Annotated in this window: 16 protein-coding genes; 8 read left to right on the top strand and 8 right to left on the bottom strand. The window is 58.5% G+C overall.

The window, feature by feature from the left end; translation table 11 throughout:
- Entirely contained in the window at positions 1-1,386 is a 1,386-nt protein-coding gene (locus ACS3WB_RS11745) for an ATP-binding protein (protein ID WP_438275741.1), read from the bottom strand.
- Positions 1,387-1,711: 325 nt separating this feature from the next.
- Positions 1,712-2,386 (bottom strand): response regulator, encoded by a 675-nt coding sequence (locus tag ACS3WB_RS11750; protein ID WP_438275742.1) that lies wholly within the window; start codon positions 2,384-2,386, stop codon positions 1,712-1,714.
- A 312-nt stretch (positions 2,387-2,698) separates the two neighbouring features.
- Here ACS3WB_RS11750 and ACS3WB_RS11755 point away from each other — a divergent pair, with 312 nt between their 5' ends.
- Genes ACS3WB_RS11755 through ACS3WB_RS11765 form a run of 3 tightly spaced genes read left to right on the top strand, consistent with a single transcriptional unit; the run spans position 2,699 to position 8,717 of the window.
- Positions 2,699-3,955 (top strand): efflux RND transporter periplasmic adaptor subunit, encoded by a 1,257-nt coding sequence (locus tag ACS3WB_RS11755; protein WP_438275743.1) that lies wholly within the window; start codon positions 2,699-2,701, stop codon positions 3,953-3,955.
- A 19-nt stretch (positions 3,956-3,974) separates the two neighbouring features.
- Entirely contained in the window at positions 3,975-7,124 is a 3,150-nt protein-coding gene (locus ACS3WB_RS11760) for an efflux RND transporter permease subunit (RefSeq protein ID WP_438275744.1), read from the top strand.
- Positions 7,125-7,163: 39 nt separating this feature from the next.
- Positions 7,164-8,717, top strand: coding sequence for an efflux transporter outer membrane subunit (locus ACS3WB_RS11765; RefSeq protein WP_438275745.1), 1,554 nt, complete (start codon positions 7,164-7,166; stop codon positions 8,715-8,717).
- 107 nt (positions 8,718-8,824) lie between these two features.
- On the opposite strand, the gene ACS3WB_RS11770 is transcribed toward ACS3WB_RS11765, so the two are convergent.
- Positions 8,825-9,007 carry a DUF2188 domain-containing protein gene (locus ACS3WB_RS11770; RefSeq protein ID WP_438275746.1) on the bottom strand — a complete coding sequence of 61 codons (183 nt, stop codon included), beginning with the start codon at positions 9,005-9,007 and terminating at the stop codon, positions 8,825-8,827.
- 160 nt (positions 9,008-9,167) lie between these two features.
- On the opposite strand from ACS3WB_RS11770, the gene ACS3WB_RS11775 reads away from it, so the two are divergent.
- A complete protein-coding gene (locus ACS3WB_RS11775) occupies positions 9,168-9,494 on the top strand; it encodes a DUF72 domain-containing protein (RefSeq protein ID WP_438275747.1) in 327 nt (108 codons plus the stop codon).
- Positions 9,495-9,579: 85 nt separating this feature from the next.
- Here ACS3WB_RS11775 and ACS3WB_RS11780 read toward each other — a convergent pair whose 3' ends face one another.
- The 5 genes from ACS3WB_RS11780 to ACS3WB_RS11800 all read right to left on the bottom strand — a co-directional run bounded on the left by ACS3WB_RS11780 (position 9,580) and on the right by ACS3WB_RS11800 (position 12,587).
- Positions 9,580-10,110 (bottom strand): isoprenylcysteine carboxyl methyltransferase family protein, encoded by a 531-nt coding sequence (locus tag ACS3WB_RS11780; protein WP_438275748.1) that lies wholly within the window; start codon positions 10,108-10,110, stop codon positions 9,580-9,582.
- Positions 10,107-11,159, bottom strand: coding sequence for a type III polyketide synthase (locus ACS3WB_RS11785; protein ID WP_438275749.1), 1,053 nt, complete (start codon positions 11,157-11,159; stop codon positions 10,107-10,109). Before ACS3WB_RS11785 ends, ACS3WB_RS11780 begins: the two co-directional genes overlap by 4 nt.
- A gap of 202 nt (positions 11,160-11,361) precedes the next feature.
- Positions 11,362-11,862, bottom strand: coding sequence for a pyridoxamine 5'-phosphate oxidase family protein (locus tag ACS3WB_RS11790; protein ID WP_438275750.1), 501 nt, complete (start codon positions 11,860-11,862; stop codon positions 11,362-11,364).
- A 36-nt stretch (positions 11,863-11,898) separates the two neighbouring features.
- Positions 11,899-12,255: a PRC-barrel domain-containing protein gene (locus ACS3WB_RS11795; RefSeq protein WP_438275751.1), complete on the bottom strand. Its 357-nt coding sequence runs from the start codon at positions 12,253-12,255 to the stop codon at positions 11,899-11,901.
- 128 nt (positions 12,256-12,383) lie between these two features.
- Positions 12,384-12,587, bottom strand: a complete 204-nt coding sequence (locus ACS3WB_RS11800; RefSeq protein WP_438275752.1) for a CsbD family protein — start codon at positions 12,585-12,587, stop codon at positions 12,384-12,386.
- Between the two features lie 131 nt (positions 12,588-12,718).
- Here ACS3WB_RS11800 and ACS3WB_RS11805 point away from each other — a divergent pair, with 131 nt between their 5' ends.
- From ACS3WB_RS11805 to ACS3WB_RS11820, 4 genes are all read left to right on the top strand, one after another.
- On the top strand, positions 12,719-13,138 hold the full coding sequence (locus tag ACS3WB_RS11805) for a PRC-barrel domain-containing protein (RefSeq protein ID WP_438275753.1): 420 nt from the start codon (positions 12,719-12,721) through the stop codon (positions 13,136-13,138).
- A 1,172-nt stretch (positions 13,139-14,310) separates the two neighbouring features.
- The gene (locus ACS3WB_RS11810; RefSeq protein ID WP_438275754.1) at positions 14,311-14,832 is read left to right on the top strand and encodes a hypothetical protein; all 522 of its coding nucleotides are present in this window, start codon (positions 14,311-14,313) and stop codon (positions 14,830-14,832) included.
- Positions 14,833-14,851: 19 nt separating this feature from the next.
- Positions 14,852-16,393, top strand: a complete 1,542-nt coding sequence (locus ACS3WB_RS11815; protein WP_438275755.1) for a glycosyltransferase family 2 protein — start codon at positions 14,852-14,854, stop codon at positions 16,391-16,393.
- Positions 16,390-17,718, top strand: coding sequence for a glycosyltransferase (locus ACS3WB_RS11820; RefSeq protein ID WP_438275756.1), 1,329 nt, complete (start codon positions 16,390-16,392; stop codon positions 17,716-17,718). Before ACS3WB_RS11815 ends, ACS3WB_RS11820 begins: the two co-directional genes overlap by 4 nt.
- The last annotated feature ends 36 nt before the right edge of the window (positions 17,719-17,754 follow it).

A 17,754-nucleotide genomic window follows, 5' to 3' on the forward strand; every position in this document is an offset into this window, starting at 1 on the left:
CTAGCCATGCAAGCGGGGCATTTGCGCCGTCGCGAGATGGAAACGCATGATGAATCTGGCGCCACCGCCGGGGCCGTCCTCGACAGCAATGCTTCCGGAATGAGCTTCCATGATCTTCTTGACGATAGATAATCCCAGCCCCGCGCCTCCGCTCGCACGTGCGGCTCGTCGCCAGAAGCGCTTGAAAATCGATTCACGGTTCTCCAGCGGAACCCCGTCGCCATTGTCGATCACGCTGATCGATCCGTCGGTTCCGACAACGATTTCAATGGCGGTGCCTTCGGGAGTATGGTGAAGAGCGTTCTCAACGAGATTCCGCGTCGCGCGCCGGATCATCTCCGCGTTGCCTTTCACCAGGATCGACTCATCCGTACACGTCAGCTCGATGCTTTTTCCGCGCTTCAATGCCAATGGCGCGATGAACTCCGCGACCTCGATACAAACCTCATGAAGATCTGCGATACTCTCCGGATCCACAATCGCCGTCTCAAGTTCCGTCGCATCGAGCAACTGACCCACGACCCTGCTCATGTTCTCGACATCGCGTCCCAGGGCGCGGCTCGCCTCGCTGTGCGGGAGAGTTTCAATTCTCGTGCGAAGAATCGCGAGCGGCGTCCGCAGTTCATGCGCCGCGTCGGCGGCAAACTCACGCTGGCTGCGGAAACCAAGCTCCAGCCGATCGAGAGCCTGATTGACGGCTTTCACGAGAGGCAGAATCTCGGGGGGCATGTCGTCGGTCGGCAAGCGGACATCGAGGCGCGTCGGACTGATGTGCTTGGCACGATCCGAGGCCTTGTGGAGCGGCCGGATCGCCAAGCGGAAAATGACAATGTCGGCGCCGAGCAGGAGAAGCAGGACGGGAACGATGATCCAGACCACCTGCTGTAGAAAATTGGCGAGAACATCGTCGACGATCACGTCGCGATGCGACAACTTCTCCGCGACCTGGATCCAGACGGAGTGGCCGTCAATATCCTTGCGGGCGCTGGCTCCCGCGATGGTCCTTGCGCCACCCGGGGTTCGCGCCCTGTACGGCACGATCCCGGTCGCGTTCGGATCGATGGCAAAGAGCGGTTGCTTGCTCGCGTGTGATGAAAAGATCACCCTGCCCGCGTCGTCGATGATCGCATAGCTGTAGCGATCGTAAGCGTCGGAATATTGATCGCGCACGCCGTCTGGCAGATGCAGCGACCATCCTCCCGCCGATTCCAGCTTCAGATGGCGGGCAAAGATCTCGATCTGAGCCGCCATCGTGTTCAACTGAAGCGTTGCGACATCCGATGCCAGCGACCAGTGCAGCACGGATCGCAAAAGAACCGCCGCAACAATCACCGCCACGACATGAAGAGCGACGATGCGCGACAGGATGGATTTTCGCAGCGCCACCTAGTGCCCTGAATCTGAAGTTCGCCTCATTATGCAGCGCCCTCCGGAGCGAACTTCAGATCGAAAGGGCGCTAGAGAATTTATAATTCTAGTGTGCAGGTTCAGAAACTCGCTTGAAGCGCTCGCAGAGAAAATGAAGCGAACATTTGAACCACCACACTAGTGGAGTGAATTTGACATTCGCTACCCACTTTGCAGCAAACCCGTCAGGCGAATGTCAAATTCAAAACTCCACTAGAAACCTGATAGCTGCTAGTGGTCCTTTGATTCTAACATTTGCAAGAACTCCCTGCCGCAACGGGATGCAAATGTTAGAACCGGACCACTAGTCGCTCTCCATCATCACATAGCCGACTCCCCGAACGGTTGTGATCCTTACCTTTGCGCCGATATCCAGAAGCTGCTTGCGCAGGCGATGCACATAGACCTCGACGGCATTGGACGCGACATCTCCGGTAAGGCCGAAGATCTGGTCTTCGAGAAGCTTTTTGGAGACGACGCTGCCCTTCCGGCGCAACAGCAGCTCGAGTACCGCGATTTCCCGAGCAGAAAGGTTTTGGGGTTTCATGTCGACGAACACCTGTCGGCCCTCGGTGTCGAACGTCACGTTGGAAAGCCGCAATGAACTGCCGAGCAACTGTCCCGGACGCCTGAGGAGCGCTTCGAGCCGCGCCACCAGTTCATCAAAGGCGAACGGCTTGACGAGATAGTCATCTGCTCCGCTCCGAAGGCCGTTGACCCGATCCTCCACGCCGCCGCGGGCGGTGAGTACGAGAATCGGAATGGGATCCTTGCGATGCCGCAGTTCGCGCAGGATTGAAAGTCCGTCGCCATCCGGCAAGCCCAGATCCAAAATCAGCGCGGCATAACGGGTCGTCCCAAGCACGCTGGACGCATCCGACACGCTGGCCAGAAGATCTATCTCGTAGCCAGCCGCCTGCAGACCCTTCGCCAGAAGATCAGCCAGTTCTTCGCTGTCCTCCACGATCAGGACTCTCATGGATACGACGGGCCCCTCGATCTGCCAGATGCCACGGCGGACCATGGATCAGCCAATGCCGGCGTCTTCCCGTCCCTGCGCGATCTCGCGCTGTAAGCTCTGTGTAAGGTCCGTGTCATGAATAGCATTGTAAGGCTAACGTAAGATGCAACTCCTATAGCAGATATGCCGTGCATCGGATCGAGGTTTCGTCATGCTTGTCGGCAAAATCGCTTGAGCCGGCAAGGTCTTGAACCGAAGGCGTCGATCCTGAGGAGGCAGGCGGCCTCCCGGCATATCAAGCTGAGCACGAGGAAGTGGAGACGCGAAGCAATGCTTCGTCTGGAATCATTCTGGCGGGCGCGGACGGTCCCACGGACCATCATCGGCCTGTTGACCGTACTGGTCATGATTGCAGCGGCGGCGATCGTTCTGAAGGTCGACCGTGGCAGCGCCGCCCGCAGTCCAGCGCTGGACAGCGAAATCAAGCCGGCCGACGGAAAGCTGCGCCTTACCGCATCGCAGTGGAGCACCGTGACGGTGCAGCCCGTCGAGCAACAGGCGTTCCGTTCGGAATTCCGTACCGAAGGAAAGATCGCAATCGATCAGAACCTGTCGACCCGTATCTTCGCGCCATACGCGGGCCGGGTGACGAAATTGATGGTCGCGCCCGGCGATGACGTTCAGAAAGGCCAGCTTCTCTTTGTGATCGCAGCGGCGGACTCCGTTGACGCACAGAGGGACTTCGTTGTCGCCCTGACGACCCGGAACAAGGCGGTTTCCCAGACGAACCTTGCGCAGATCGTCGAGCGACGGATGTCGACGCTGGCCAAGGACAGGGCAGCCTCGCAACGGGAATGGCAAGAGGCTCAGGCCAATCTCACCGCCGCGGAGAACGATTCCCGTTCGGCGGAGATCGCCCTTCAGGCCGCGCGCAACCGGCTGCGACTGGTCGGCAAAACCGATGCGGAAATCGAAGCGTTCGAGAAAACCGGCGCGCTCACGCCCGATGCTCCGGTATACGCGCCGCTGGCCGGGACCGTTCTGCAACGCAAAATCGGCCCCGGACAGTATGTCAGCGCCGGAGCGGGCGACAGCGATCCGGTGTTCCTGATCGGAGACACCTCGAAAGTCTGGATCGCGGCCTATGTGCGGGAGACCGACGTCGCCAAGGTAAGAATCGGCGAGCGGCTGATGTTCAAGGTGCTGACCCAGCCGGACCGCATGTTCGAGACGCGGATCGACTACGTTGCGCCGGGAATCGATCCGGACAGCCGCCGGCTACTGGTCCGCGCCAGCGTCGACAATGCCGACGGGCTGCTCAAGCCCGAGATGTTTGCGAGCGTCACCATCGTCACCAGTGACGGGAGACCGACGCCGGCCGTGCCACTCGATGCCGTGATTTATGAAGGAAACAATGCGCGCGTCTGGGTCGTCGGCGACGACCACTCCGTCGAATTGCGCCAGATCAAGCTCGGTCAGTCGAGCGAACGGATGATCCAGGTCCTGGACGGACTCCACGCGGGCGAGAAGATCGTCACGCGGGGCAGTCTGTTCATTGACCGGATGACCACCGCCAAACAAACTTGATGAATACGGGCAGTTCGCAATGATCGATCTGATCGTCGCGTTTGCATTGAGGCAGCGCGTTCTGATGCTGGTCGTGTTCGTCATGACGCTGGCCGGCGGTCTTGCTGCGTTCAAAGTCCTGAACATCGAGGCCTATCCCGATCCCGTTCCGCCCATGGTGGATGTCATCACTCAAAGCGCGGGACTTTCGGCCGAAGAAATCGAGCGCTACATCACGATCCCGATCGAGACGCAGCTTTCCGGCGTGCCGAACCTCGGGGTGATGCGAACCATCTCCCTTTACGGACTGTCGGACGTCAAACTGCAGTTCACCTATGATTTCACTTATGACGAGGCTCTTCAGCAGGTCCTCAACCGCCTGGCGCAACTCTCCGGATTGCCGGACGGTGTTCAACCCACCATCAGCCCGGTCAGTCCCATCGGCGAAATATATCGTTACAGACTGGTCGGCCCACCCGGCTATAGCGTGCTCGACCTGAAGACTTTGCAGGACTGGGTTTTGCAGCGCCGCTTCCGCGCCGTTCCAGGCATCGTGGATGTCGTCGGCTGGGGCGGAAAGACCAAAACCTTCGAGCTGCAGGTCGATCTCGACAAGCTCATCGCCCACAATCTCACGCTGTCGCAATTGCTGCAGACGTTGCGAAGCAGCAACCTGAATGTCGGCGGAAACATCGTCAATCTCGGTACGCAATCGGCCGTCGTTCGTGGTGTCGGCCTGATCCGGTCGGTCGACGACATCAGGAATACGATGTTGACTCAGGCGGGCGGCAATCCGGTGCTGATCGGCGATGTCGCCACGGTAATCGTCGGCCACCAACCCCGCCTCGGCATTGCAGGCCAGGACAATGACGACGATATCGTCGAAGGCATCGTTCTGATGCGCCGTGGCCAGCAAAGCACCCCGACGATCGAGCGGGTAAAGGCGGAGGTCGAGCGCATCAACACGTCAGGCATTTTGCCGCCGGGCGTTCGGATCGAGCGCATCTACGACCGTCAGGATCTGATCGACACGACCACCCATACTGTCCTGCACAATATGCTGGTCGGCATTCTGCTGATCTTCGCATTGCAATGGGTGTTTCTCGGCAATCTTCGCAGCGCCCTGATCGTCGGCGCGACGATCCCGTTCGCGCTGTTTTTCGCCGTCGGCGTCATGGTTCTGCGCGGAGAATCCGCCAACCTCTTGTCCGTCGGCGCCATCGATTTCGGCCTGATCGTCGATGCGACAGTCATCATGGTGGAGCGGATATTCCGGCAGCTCGGACAAGACGTGCCCGCTCGTTCCTCGGTAGAAAGCGAGGCCGGATTCAGCGGAAGGCTGCTCGCCATTTATACCGCGGCTATCAGCGTCAATCGTTCGATCCTGTTCGCGACCGGAATCATCATCGCCGGGTTTATTCCGCTTTTCACCATGAGCGGCGTGGAAGGGCATATCTTCGGCCCCATGGCGAAGACCTATGCATATGCCATCGCCGGAGGATTGATCGCCACGTTCACGGTTACGCCTGCGCTCAGCGCACTTCTGCTGCCCGAGCATGTCGAAGAAACCGAGACGTGGCTGGTTCGGACGCTTCATCGCTTTTACAGTCCGGTTCTGCAACTCGCCGTCGCAAACCGAAGGCTGACGGCCATTCTGGCGCTGGGGGTTTTTATTCTGGCAGGCGCTGCGATCCATTTCCTGGGGCTGGAGTTTCTTCCCAAGCTGGAGGAAGGCAATCTGTGGATACGGGCCACCATGCCGGCGACGATCTCGCTTCAGGAAGGCAATGGCTATGCGAACCGCATGCGTCGGGTGATCCGCAGCTTTCCCGAGGTGGAAACGGTCGTCACCCAGCACGGTCGCCCGGACGACGGCACGGATGCAGCCGGCTTTTTCAATGTGGAGTTCTTCACGCCGCTGAAGCCGATCAGCCAATGGCGCGCCGGATTGAACAAGGAAAAGCTGACGGAAGAAATCCAGGCGCGGCTTGAGACTGAATTTCCGGGGATCGAGTTCAATTTCTCGCAGTACCTGCAGGACAACGTCGCCGAGCAGGTGTCAGGCGTTAAAGGCGAAAACTCCATCAAGGTGTTCGGCAATGACTTGCAGGAACTGACGGATACGGCCGACAAGATCAAGGCGGTGCTCGCCACCGTGCCGGGAATAACGGACCTTGGCGTCTTCACATCGCTCGGCCAGCCAACCATCCAGATCGATATTGACCGCGAGCGCGCAGCACGCTACGGGTTGTCGCCCGGCGATATCAATTCGACGATCCGGACCGCTGTCGGCGGCGAATCCGCGGGCGACGTCTATGAGCCGGGAAGCGATCGACACTTCCCGATCGTGGTCCGTCTCGCCCCGCAATATCGCCAGAGCGCGGAAGCCATCAGCAAGCTGACGATCGGCGCATCCGGCCCGAAAGGAATCACGCAGATTCCCTTGAGCGAGGTCGCGCGCATCCAGCTCGTGAGCGGCCCTTCATACATCTATAGGGAACAGCAGCAGCGCTATCTGCCAATCAAGTTCAGCGTTCGCGACCGCGATCTCGGCAGCACCATCGAGGAAGCTCAGCAGCGCATCGCACAGGAAGTGCAATTACCGCCCGGCACCCAACTGCAGTGGGTCGGCGAATTCCGCAATCTGCAGGATGCGATCGGGCGGCTGCAGGTCGTCGTGCCGCTGAGCCTCGCGATTATCGGCCTGCTGCTCTGGATCAATTTCACCTCCGTGCGCGATACCCTGCTTGCACTGAGCGTCATTCCGATGGCCGTGATCGGCGGCGTCTTTGCGCTGTTTCTGGCGCGGATTCCGTTCAGCGTTTCGGCGGCTATCGGCTTCATCGCGCTGTTCGGCATTTCCGTGATGAACGGCATCCTGATCCTGTCTCAGTACAACCAGTTCATCGATTCCGGCCTGCAGCGCATCGATGCGATCATACGGGCCGGCGAAGCGCAAATGCGCCCGGTCCTGATGACCTGCGTGATAGCGGGGATCGGCCTGCTGCCCGCCGCCCTGTCCACCGGGATCGGATCGCAGGTGCAGAAACCGCTGGCGGTCGTGGTGGTCGGCGGAATGACGGTTGCTCCACTCGTCATTCTCGTTGTCTTGCCGGCTTTGATCTCGCTATTTTCTCGTCGAAGAATGGTGGCTGACGCTCCCGAATCGGCGCTCGAACCGGCAAAATAAAACCGACTTTTGGCAGGCGATCGTAGAAAAGGAAAAGTTGTGGGGGGAGGCTGGCGAAGAGCATTGGCATCCGGCTTTTGCGGAAGCGGACGCGCTCATGCGCGATCCCCTGCACGTCTCCTGATCCTGTACGGGTTGCTATTCGCCTCGCAGGTACTCTCAGGCTGCGCGGTGGGGCCTGACTTCAAACCTCAGGCGCCCCCCGAAACCTCAAAATATCTTTCCGGTCCGGCGGCAGACCGCGTGCCGGGGCATCCCCTCGTACCTGACGCGGAAATTCCTTCCCAATGGTGGGAGTTGTTCCGCTCGCCTGCACTGAACCGAATCGTGGAAGACGGGATCGCACACAATGCCGATCTCGCGGCGGCGGAGGCAGCAGTGAGGGTGGCGCAGGCCAACGCGCTGGCGCAGCGCGGCGCCTTGTTTCCGAGCGTGACCGGAGATTTCGAATCCTCGCGTCAAAAGGTGGCGGTCGATCTGTCGTCGCCTCTTGAGTCCGGCGCCAATATTTTCAATCTGCATACCGGTCAGGTCACGGTCTCCTACGTCGCCGACGTCTGGGGGGGCACGCGCCGTCTTGTTGAGTCCGCAGATGCGCAAGCCGAGATGCGCGCGTTCCAGCGTGAAGGCGTCTATCTGACGCTGGCCAGCAACATCGCGCTTGCTGCGATCGAGGAAGGCCGGTTGCGCGGACAGATCGCGGCGACCCGCCGGGTCATTGACCTGCAGTCCGAGGTTCTCAAACTCTTGAAGCGGCAGCAGGAGCAGGGCCAGATCGCTCTGACCGACGTCGCCGCACAGGAAACCGCGGTCTCGCAGACCAGGCTTCTGTTGCCGCCGCTCGAAAGGCAGCTTGCGCAACAGCGTCATTTGTTGACGTTTTTGACCGGACGCTTGTCGAGCGACGCTCCGGCGGAAACTTTCAATCTCGGCTCGTTTCGAATGCCGCGCCGTCTTCCTCTGAGCCTGCCGGCTGATCTCGTAAGACAGCGTCCCGACATTCGCGCCGCCGAGGCCAGTCTCCATTCCACCAATGCGATGATAGGCGTCGCGATCGCCAACCGCTTGCCGCAGATTTCCCTGACCGGCAATGTCGGCGCAGCGGCCGCCCGATTTGCGCAGTTGGCCACGCCGGGAGCTGGCCTCTGGATGCTGGCGGGGAATGCGGCGCAAACCATTTTCGATGCGGGAACGCTGCAAAACAAGCAGGTCGCCGCGGAAGAGGAAACCAATCAGGCTCTCGCTCAGTATCGCAGCACGGTACTTGCTGCGTTTCAAAACGTCGCGGACGTCTTGCGGGCTCTTCAGGCCGGTACCCGCGCCATCAGTGCCGCGACAGATGCGGAGCGATCCGCATCCGAAAGCATTTCGCTGTTGCGCAAGCAGGTGGATCAGGGGCAGATCAGCGTGCCGCTTCTGCTCGCCGCGCAACAGGCTTATCTGCAGACGTCTCTTGCGCGCCTCGATGCGCAGGCCTCGCAACTCGCCAATACGGTCGCGCTGTTTCAGGCCCTCGGCGGCGGCTGGTGGAACAGGGCTGATTCCGGGAAGCTCGATCAATCCCGGCTCAGTTCTAATGCTCCCCGGACTTGATCGAGTCTGGAGGGGCATCAGAACCCGACCAGTCCATCGCCGCTTCGTTGATAAGGCAATGCCTTCTATTGTTGCAGTGGTACTTGCAAAATAACAAATGCATACCTTCACGTCGGACGACTAGAAACCTTGATGTCGATATCGTGTCCCTCACGTATCGCGAGGCTTGCAGCGGCAACCGCGGCCTCAAAAGCAGCTTCCTTGGTCGCGTAATCGCTCTTGGCGTTCCCGTCATGCAGAACGGTCCATCCCTGCCCCCGCGGGGTCACCGCATATTGTGCAACTCCCATAATTGCTATCCTCCTCCGCATGGTCGTCTTTACTGTCGCTGTTCGTGCATTCAATTCCTGATCGGCGGCGAAGGTTCCTCGATTGACCCACCACGCCGACACGCTCGTGCGCAGCAAACCGGCGGGAACGGGTACGCCAAGCTGCAGTTGTGCCTGAGGCGTGTGCAGTTCATTTCGACATCCGAGCTGGTCCGCGCCGGAAATATTTGACCTCCTGCGCGGCCACGGCAGCGCCCTTTGCATCTCGGATCATCACGACGCGCCGGCGCCCTGGACGGTAACCGCTCCGCATGTCTATGTTCGCGCTCATGGACCATCGGGAGACTATCGCGATCGTTATGCACCTCGAACGCTGGCTGCCTGGGCGCGGCGGCTTTCTCCCCTGCGAAAGGAAGGGCACAGTATCTACGTCTATTTCGACAACGACCAGAAGAGCGCAACTCCGCTCGATGCAGTGCGATTGATGCGTCTGAGGGGGCTGAGTTGAGACTGTCTCTCATCAAGACAATTCGATTTTCTGAGGAGTTGAGTCCTTCCAAACGACGCATTTTCAGGAATCGATCCTAGTCACTCTACTTCGATCTATCCGTTCCGATCCCTATAGGCTCAGCCGGCCGTGCACTCTTGAGTGCACGGGTTTCGGCCCGGATCCGGATAGCGAGCACCAGCGCATTCATGACAGTGAAGACGGCTGCCAATAAAGGCAGATGAAGAGCGAGCGGTAGAACTGCAATTTCCGCGGCGACAATTGCGTAATTTGGATGCGACAGATATCTGTACGGACCGGATGTGACGAGCGGCGCGTCGGGCAACACAATGATGCGCGTTGTCCATCGCGGTCCCAGCGTTGCAAGCACCCAAAAACGAAGACCCTGCAGCAAGATAAAAATCGCGAAGGCAACGACATTCACATCCTGATTTCGCCCCCATATCCACAACGCGATCAACCACGCAGCATGGGTCGCGACCAGAAGCGGATAATGCTCCGGCGCAATCTCGACTGCGCCGCGCGCCAGCAAGCGGACCGTATTGTATCGGGACAGAACGAGTTCGCCCAGCCGCTGCAGCGTGACCAATGCAAGAATGAGCGTGGCTGCCGTCACGCTGCGTGACGCAGTGCGACGCAGCTTGCGGTGAAGCCCGGGCCTAGCGACGTCAATAGCGCTCGAGGCGGCAGGCCTCGTTCGCGGGCGCGTTCCAGCACGAACAGCACCGTGGCCGCCGACATGTTTCCATACTCGGCAATCACCGCCCTCTCATGATCCAGCGTTCCCTGATCGAGCGAGAACGCCCGCTCTATCGCGATGATGACTTTCGTGCCGCCGGGATGGCAGATGAAGCGGTCGATATCGTCGATCGACAGACCCATTCCAGATAGAATGGCCGTGACTCCGGGCTTCATGTGCTCAGCGACGAAGTCCGGAATCGTGCGCTGGAAGATCACGCCGAATCCCTCGGGGTCAACCCGCCACCCCATGATACTCAGCGTGTTCGGCCACAGATGCTCGCCAGTCGACTCGATACAAGTGGCGCCCCCGTCACCGGCGCGCAGCACGACAGCGGCGGCGCCGTCGCCGAAAAGACTGGCCGCGACGATATTGGCCTTGGTCAATTCATCATGGCGAACCGCGAGCGTGCAAAGTTCGAGCACCACAAGCAGCACATTGGTGCCGGGCCGCGCTTGCGCCAGTCGCGATGCAATGGACAGTCCGGCCACGCCACCCGCGCAGCCCAGACCAAAGACCGGGACGCGCGATACATCCGACCGGAAGCCGAGTTTGCCGGCGACGCGCGCCTCTAGCGTCGGCGTCGCGATGCCGGTCGAGCATACCGTAACGACGGTGTCGATATCGGTTACTCTGAGACCGGCACGCTCGATAGCCTTTTGCGCGACATCAATAAACAACACTTCGGCGCCTTCCAGAAAGGCCTGGGTTCGCTCCGGCCAGCCGCGCGGCTCGCAGTACCACTCCATCGGCTTGACGCCGTAGCGATGCTGTATGCCGGTGTTGGCGAAAAGCGCAGAAAGCGTTTCGAATTGCGGATATTGCGAACCCAGCAGGAAACGCGCCGCGTCAAGGATTTCCGTCTGATGAAACACGTTGGGAGGAACCCCGGTCGCCATCGAGACCAAAGCGGCCGCGTGTTTCATAGCAATGCTCCTGCTACCGGCGCCGATATCCCGCGCCTCAGATCGACGAAACTACTTTTATCAGACTGATTTGAAGTAGAGGGTTCTGCATGCCCCACAGACGTTCATTAAAGCCAGCCAGGCTAAGGAATCGAGACGTCACTCGCGCTGCAGAATTATTCATTCGACAATATCTTGAACCAACTGAGTCATCCCCTTCCAATCAACTCGTTTGCATTTTGGCCGTCACCTTGCGATTCTCGCCGAGGTTCGGCTTTTCGCCGGTCAGTCTCGCCTTGGCGAACTCGAAGAGCGTCGCCACCGCACTTGCAGGTCCGTCCCATAATTCCCCGATAAAAGGCTCAAACCGCAACAGGCATACATTGGGATCGGTTGGCCCTCCCGGCCACCACATCTCATCGGTCTTCCGCCACACCGCCTCCGTCTTATCCGCGTCGCGGAGGACGAAGGCGTGGCCCGTGATGGACAGATAGGCTTTATCGCTCGAATCGATGAAGACGAGACCGACATCAGATGTCGCCTCAACCTCCTCATCCTTGGCGCTACGCCGATCGGTTACGAAGTATATGAGGCTGGCGGCGCGATCGGGCCTCGCTTCCAGCGGCCGTGCGCGCAATCCATCAGCGAATTGCGTCGTCAACATGCACACACCAACTTTTTCGACGATGTCCCAGATGCGATCGATGGGATTCTGATCGTTCATCGTCGTCACCGCTATCTGTCGACCACTTGGATTCGATTACCAGAACGGCTCGGCCTGGTAATGATCATACAGCCGCTTGTCGTTTTCGCGATTCCAGGCCCAATCGGCATCGTTTCGATAGTGCGGCGCCTGCTCGAGCTGATCTCTTGTCAGGTTTGTCAGATAGCCGCCGAGGTCGGTGTCGTACTTCAGGCTTGCCCACGGTGTAGGATAGTGATCGTCGCCAATCCCGAGAAATCCTCCGTAACCAAGGACAGCGTAAGCGACCTTGCCGGAGATCTTGTCGATCATCACGCGCTCAATGCTGCCGATCTTCTGGCGATCGGGGCCATAGACGGCGGTGCCTTCCACCTTATCGCTGCCGATGAGACTTCCTGTTTCCCGTTCTGCCATCACGGCCTCCTGAGTGAATATGTCAATCTCCAACGCAGCCGCAAGAAAAGCGTTCCGAATAACGGTGTGGCCCAGCGAACGGCCTTATGAAAAAGCCCCGCCGAAGCGGGGCCATCCATGATCAGCTTTTACCAACTCTGCCGATCGTACCAGTCATCGATCTCCTTACGCGTCTGATCCTTCTGATATCCGTAGCGCTCCTGGATCTTGCCTTCGAGCTGATCACGCCGGCCGTTGATGACGTCGAGGTCATCGTCCGTGAGTTTGCCCCACTGCTCCTTGACCTTGCCCTTCAACTGCTTCCAGTTTCCTTCAACCCGATTCCAATCCATCGTGAAACCTCCTGCTATGTATTGGACAGCACTAACCGGCAAGGCCCGAAGACGTTCCTGTGTTACATTCTGCACAGAGGAACGATCGCTTCCGTCTGATGTTAGGAGACCATCAGCAATGGAGGTTCACTTTGAAAACGCTTATAGCCGCGGCCACGCTTCTCATGATCTCGACTGCATCGTTCGCCCAGACTACCGCAAATACACCTTCGCAAGCCGCCGCTCCCGTGGCCGCTGCCGGCGATTGGAGCGCATCGAAGATGTCGGGCGTGAAGGTCTACAACGAAGCGAACGACAAGATCGGCGAGATTTCCGACGTCATCGTCAACTCACAGGGACAGGTCAGAGGGGTCGTGCTTGAAGTCGGCGGCTTTCTGGGAATGGGCACTCATTACGTGCTGATCGCGATGAACAGCCTGAAGTTCGCCAACGAAGCGGGAAAAACGACGTCGGGAAAAACCTCCGAAACCAAGCGGGAATGGTATCCCGACAGGGCGGTGCTCAACCTCACAAAGGAGCAGTTGAAGGCGCTTCCGGAGTTTAAGTACTGATCGGGGTGGCTCGGCTGGGACGAGCGGCCCGGCTGCCTCCACGATTGGAACTCACCCCAAAACTCTTGCGGCATCGTCCCGGTCTTTACCGGTTGTTCACCTGACTGTGAGAACCTGATTTCAACCCGAGAGGGCCATAGTATTGCGTACAAAACCCGCTGCCGGCTCAATCCGGCAGCGGGTTTTTGTATGCAGGCCCCGTCGCAGAGATTTGTTAAGGACCGGACCAGTGCAAGTCCCGCCATCGGCCGGTATTTTACAACTCATTAACGGTCACGGCGCATCTTCCCGGTAGGTAGCCTTGTACGGTTCCTGCCATGGATGAATTAGAGGACACTCCCCAGACCCTGCGGCAAGCTTATTCCAGACTTTCCGCCTGGGTTTGCCGCATGAACCGGCCCCCCGCACAATCGCGGACGATGGAATCCAATCGGCAACCGGAAAACCCGAGAACCGTTGTTCCGAGCCGGCAGTTGGAGCCCGATCGTCCCGATTAGTTCTCGGGCCAAGAATCTTGCGCGCATGCTATCAAGGCCGGAAGCTGGTGATTGCCGGCACTGACGTCGACGCCAGCGGATGCTTTGCGCCGGGCCGCCGCAAAGGATTGCCTGATTTTCTCTTCCAGTCGATGCCGTCGTCCATGCCCGCTCTAAACGCGCGCACATCAAGCGACGACACAAAAGAAACGGCTCACGAAGCCGCCACCGGAAAAGCCAGGAACTGGGTTGGACCGCGGCCCTCCGTTTTCACAAGCAGTCAACGCGACCCCGAACGGTCTGTGGGTCGATCCCTCCGCCGTCATGATGCGAGACACTCGCCGATAGCCGCCACGGCCTCGGGCAATCGCTCCCATAATTGAACGCTCTATCTGATTACGCGCCGCACGGCCTTTGACGGACTTTCGTGGCCGATCGTCACGAGACCTGCCCATGTCGTGGGCACTGAGCGCTGCATCGAGGCTCGGATTGTAATCAAAGCACTTCTATTTTGTGAACGGAATAACAGCTTGTGTGAATTATCGATGACAGCAATCCAACGACATGCCGAATTCCACCATTGCCATCAAAGGGGAGAAACGCATCAGGAGTCGTTGCCTCAAGATTTGTTTCCGTGGGACCTGCGCGGGCGCCCGCGACGCACATATTGAGGAATTCTAATGAGGACGAGGTCGAATGGTGAATATCCCGCATCCCCGGGTTGCCTTTGGTGATTTACCTGATCAATTCAAGACCGATGCAGACGAGGTCAGGCTCCCGCGGAAGATACTGGCGAGGCTTCTCGATCTGTACATCTCGTCCTGGGATTTCGATGAAGATTGGTACCTCACGACTTATCCCGACATCGCTACCGCGGTCAGCAGTAACGGGTTTCCATCGGGGTGGGCGCATTTTCGAGCGGTCGGATATCTTGAGGGGCGTCTCGGCTCCCGACCGATCGTAGACAGCGAATGGTATCTCGAAACTTATCCTGACGTTGCAGAGGCGATGCTCGATGGCAAAGTAGCCAGCGCGGCCGAGCACTTCGAAAACTTCGGTTACGCCGAAGGCAGGCTGCCATCCAAGCCAGGCGTCGACACCCAATGGTATGCGCGCCGCTATATGCGCGCGCGGCAATCTGTTGAAGAAAAACAGGCGCACGACGATTTTGTCAGGCGCGGATACCGCGGGCTGGCGCTCCCCGCCCCGCCCCGCTGAATTAAGTTGAGGAAGGAATATGTTAGAAGCTCCCTTGCTTCCCGTCGCTATTCGCAACTTTGACGAAGCCCGCTATCTCGAATCCAATCCGGGAGCGCGCACGGCGTTGACCTCGGGTGAGGCAGTTAGTGCGCTGGATCATTATTTGCGCTTCGGCATCGATGAGAACAAGCACTCTACCATTCGCCGAGAGACCGGAGCTGTGGCCTGCTCGGTCGAACGGTACCTGGTGTCGGAGTCTGGGTTCTGTCTGATCATCGGCTGGCTCGCCGATGAGGGTTGTGAAACCCCACGGATGAAGCTGATCGGCGGAGAGTTCACGATCGAACTGCCGCAAGCGGCCTGTTTCAGGCAGGCCCGGAAAGACGTCGAGCAGCACGTCAGGGACGGCGCATACGACTACGGGTTTGTTGCCTTTGGACAGTCTCCTTCGAAGACTCTCTTGAAGCAGTCGCTGCTGTTTCAAGTCGCTTCGCTGACTGGCACCTTTCAGACAAAAGTTACCCCTGAGATCGTGTCCGACAAGCGCGTTCTCAACACGCTGTTGCAAATTATAGCTACGTGTGAATCGCATTCCGGAAAGCAAGCGGCTCTGAATGGCTTTCTCTGCGGAGCTTCCGGAAAGGCTCTGATCCAGCTTTTTCGGTCTCACGTGACGTCAGCCGTTTCGAACTCTTACGTTGAGCGATTCAGGCCACGCAAGGTATCCAGCTCGTTCGTGACGGTGCTATTTGGCTCGACCGAACCGATCAAGCTTCAGCCGATGCTGTTCAGGGCTTCCGGAATAGACTTCGGCGAATGGATCTACGTCTGCAACTCGCCCGAAGACGCCGACGAGGTGTTGCGATATGCACGCCTCATGTCAGACCTGTACGATGTGATGATTACTGTCATTGTTCTAGGCGATAACGCAGGCTTCGGCGCGGCAAACAATGTCGCCATCGATCACGCAACAAGCAGCCGAATCTTCATCATCAACCCAGATGTATACGTCGTGCCCGCTTACGCCCGGCAGATGAAGCAGGTGCTGGCCGAAGCCAAATTGGGGAAAACGTTGTGGGGCGGTTTGCTGTTCTACGACGATCACAATCTCATGCACTCGGGCATGTTTATCGACAACGATTCGTTCGTCCGCCGCAATTCTCTGAATCGAACCGACGATTCTCTGCTTGCGCCGTCCGGGCGCTTGTTGCGCGTCGAGCATTTTGACAAGGGGGTGCCTTTCTCTGAACGGGAGTGGCAGAAGCCGAAGGCCGTCCCGGCGATAACCGGGGCGGTGATGGGCTTTGAAAAGCCCATGTTCGAAAAACTTGGCGGCTTTTCCACGCGTTACATCTACGGCCACTACGAAGATGCCGATTTATCGTTGCGCTGGAGCGCTTTGAACGGGCCCGTTTGCATCCACCCGCAGATTCGCCTCGTGCATCTCGAAGGACAGGGGTCGCGTGCCCGAGGCGAAGAATATCGCGGCGCATCGATAGCGAACCGCTACTTTTTTACTGCGGAACATGGCGACTATTTCGACAAGCATCTCGCCAAGACCGGCAGGCGTACACCATGAAAGTAATCTACGTGAGCTACCTCCATCCTTCGGTAGCACCTGGCGGCGCTCAACAGGTCGCGTTTGAAATGTTTCAGGCCAGTCTGAAGCAGGGCCACGAAGCCTATTTCATCGCCGCGCTCGAAGCCAATCACGAGCAGGTCTACGGCAAACCGGGCGCGCCCATCGTTCCCGTTCAGGGAGAAGAAAGGCAGTATTTCTACTTCCCCCAATACTATGACTTCCTGCATCTTTCGGTCGGAGATTGGCGTTCGATCCAGTTTTTTCGCGAGCTGATCGAGCGGATCAAGCCGGATGTTATTCACTTTCATCATTATCATCGCGTGGGAGTGGAATCGATTCGTGCGGCCAGGATCGCGGCACCGGATGCAGTCATCTGCTTTACGTTCCACGAAATGATGGCCATATGCATGGCCGACGGGCAGATGGTGAAGAAAGGCTCGCACGATCTCTGTCGGGCGTCTTCTCCCGTCTCGTGCAACAAATGTTTTCCAGACCTTCGTCCGGAGTTTGTGACACTGCGCTCGGCGCGCCTGAAGGCAGCTCTTGCGGAATGCGACGTTTTTGTCTTTCCATCAGAGTTCATCGCCGAGCGATATGTGGAATGGGGATTGCCTCAGGAAAAGTGCGTCGTCATACCAAACGGTCAAGCAAATCTCGGCACTGCATTTGACCGCAGTCAGCATTCCCGGCAAGTTAATCGTTTTGGATTTTTCGGTCAGTTCATCGACAACAAGGGCGTGGACGTCATACTGGATGCGCTGTTGTTGCTCGCAAGAGAGAAACGGCTTCCGGCGGAAGGTATCGTGGTCGAGATAAATGGCGGCAACAAGCATTACGCATCCGGCCCCTATCTGGAGAAAATCAATCAGCAGGTAGAGGAGCTGCGCAAATCCCAATCCGGCAGGATTACCTTGCGCGAAAACGGCGCATATGCGCGCGATCAACTTGCCGACCGGATGGCATCGGTTGACTGGGTCATCGTGCCCTCAACGTGGTGGGAGATTTTCGGTCTTGTCGTCTCCGAAGCGTGGATGTTCGGAAGACCAGTCATCGCTTCTGCGATTGCGGGTTTGAAGGAAAGAGTGGTCCCGCACAAAAACGGGTTCACGTTCCTGCCGCGAGACAGCCGCTCGTTGGCCGAACTCCTGTTGAAATTGGTCGGGAATGAGCAGCAATGGATCGCGACAAACAGGTCCATCGAACAGCCGTGGACCGAAGACGAGATGTTGGACGCTCATCTGAGCCTTTGGAAGGAATTTTCACTCAACACATCCGGGCACCCGGCTTACGGCCACCGGCAGGTTCAAGGGCTGCGAGCCTGAAGCGCCGGCCGCACATGAAATTATCTTGGCGAGTAT

The sequence above is a fragment of the Nitrobacter sp. genome (assembly GCF_051535215.1).
Lineage (GTDB): Bacteria > Pseudomonadota > Alphaproteobacteria > Rhizobiales > Xanthobacteraceae > Nitrobacter.

Excerpts from the sequence above, each read along its gene's own strand:
- ACS3WB_RS11795 (WP_438275751.1), bottom strand. The coding sequence starts at position 12,255 with ATGGCAGAACGGGAAACAGGAAGTCTCATCGGCAGCGATAAGGTGGAA.
- ACS3WB_RS11760 (WP_438275744.1), top strand. The coding sequence starts at position 3,975 with ATGATCGATCTGATCGTCGCGTTTGCATTGAGGCAGCGCGTTCTGATG.
- ACS3WB_RS11785 (WP_438275749.1), bottom strand. The coding sequence starts at position 11,159 with ATGAAACACGCGGCCGCTTTGGTCTCGATGGCGACCGGGGTTCCTCCC.
- ACS3WB_RS11810 (WP_438275754.1), top strand. The coding sequence starts at position 14,311 with ATGGTGAATATCCCGCATCCCCGGGTTGCCTTTGGTGATTTACCTGAT.
- ACS3WB_RS11770 (WP_438275746.1), bottom strand. The coding sequence starts at position 9,007 with ATGGGAGTTGCACAATATGCGGTGACCCCGCGGGGGCAGGGATGGACC.
- ACS3WB_RS11820 (WP_438275756.1), top strand. The coding sequence starts at position 16,390 with ATGAAAGTAATCTACGTGAGCTACCTCCATCCTTCGGTAGCACCTGGC.
- ACS3WB_RS11815 (WP_438275755.1), top strand. The coding sequence starts at position 14,852 with ATGTTAGAAGCTCCCTTGCTTCCCGTCGCTATTCGCAACTTTGACGAA.
- ACS3WB_RS11790 (WP_438275750.1), bottom strand. The coding sequence starts at position 11,862 with ATGAACGATCAGAATCCCATCGATCGCATCTGGGACATCGTCGAAAAA.
- ACS3WB_RS11755 (WP_438275743.1), top strand. The coding sequence starts at position 2,699 with ATGCTTCGTCTGGAATCATTCTGGCGGGCGCGGACGGTCCCACGGACC.
- ACS3WB_RS11750 (WP_438275742.1), bottom strand. The coding sequence starts at position 2,386 with ATGAGAGTCCTGATCGTGGAGGACAGCGAAGAACTGGCTGATCTTCTG.
- ACS3WB_RS11800 (WP_438275752.1), bottom strand. The coding sequence starts at position 12,587 with ATGGATTGGAATCGGGTTGAAGGAAACTGGAAGCAGTTGAAGGGCAAG.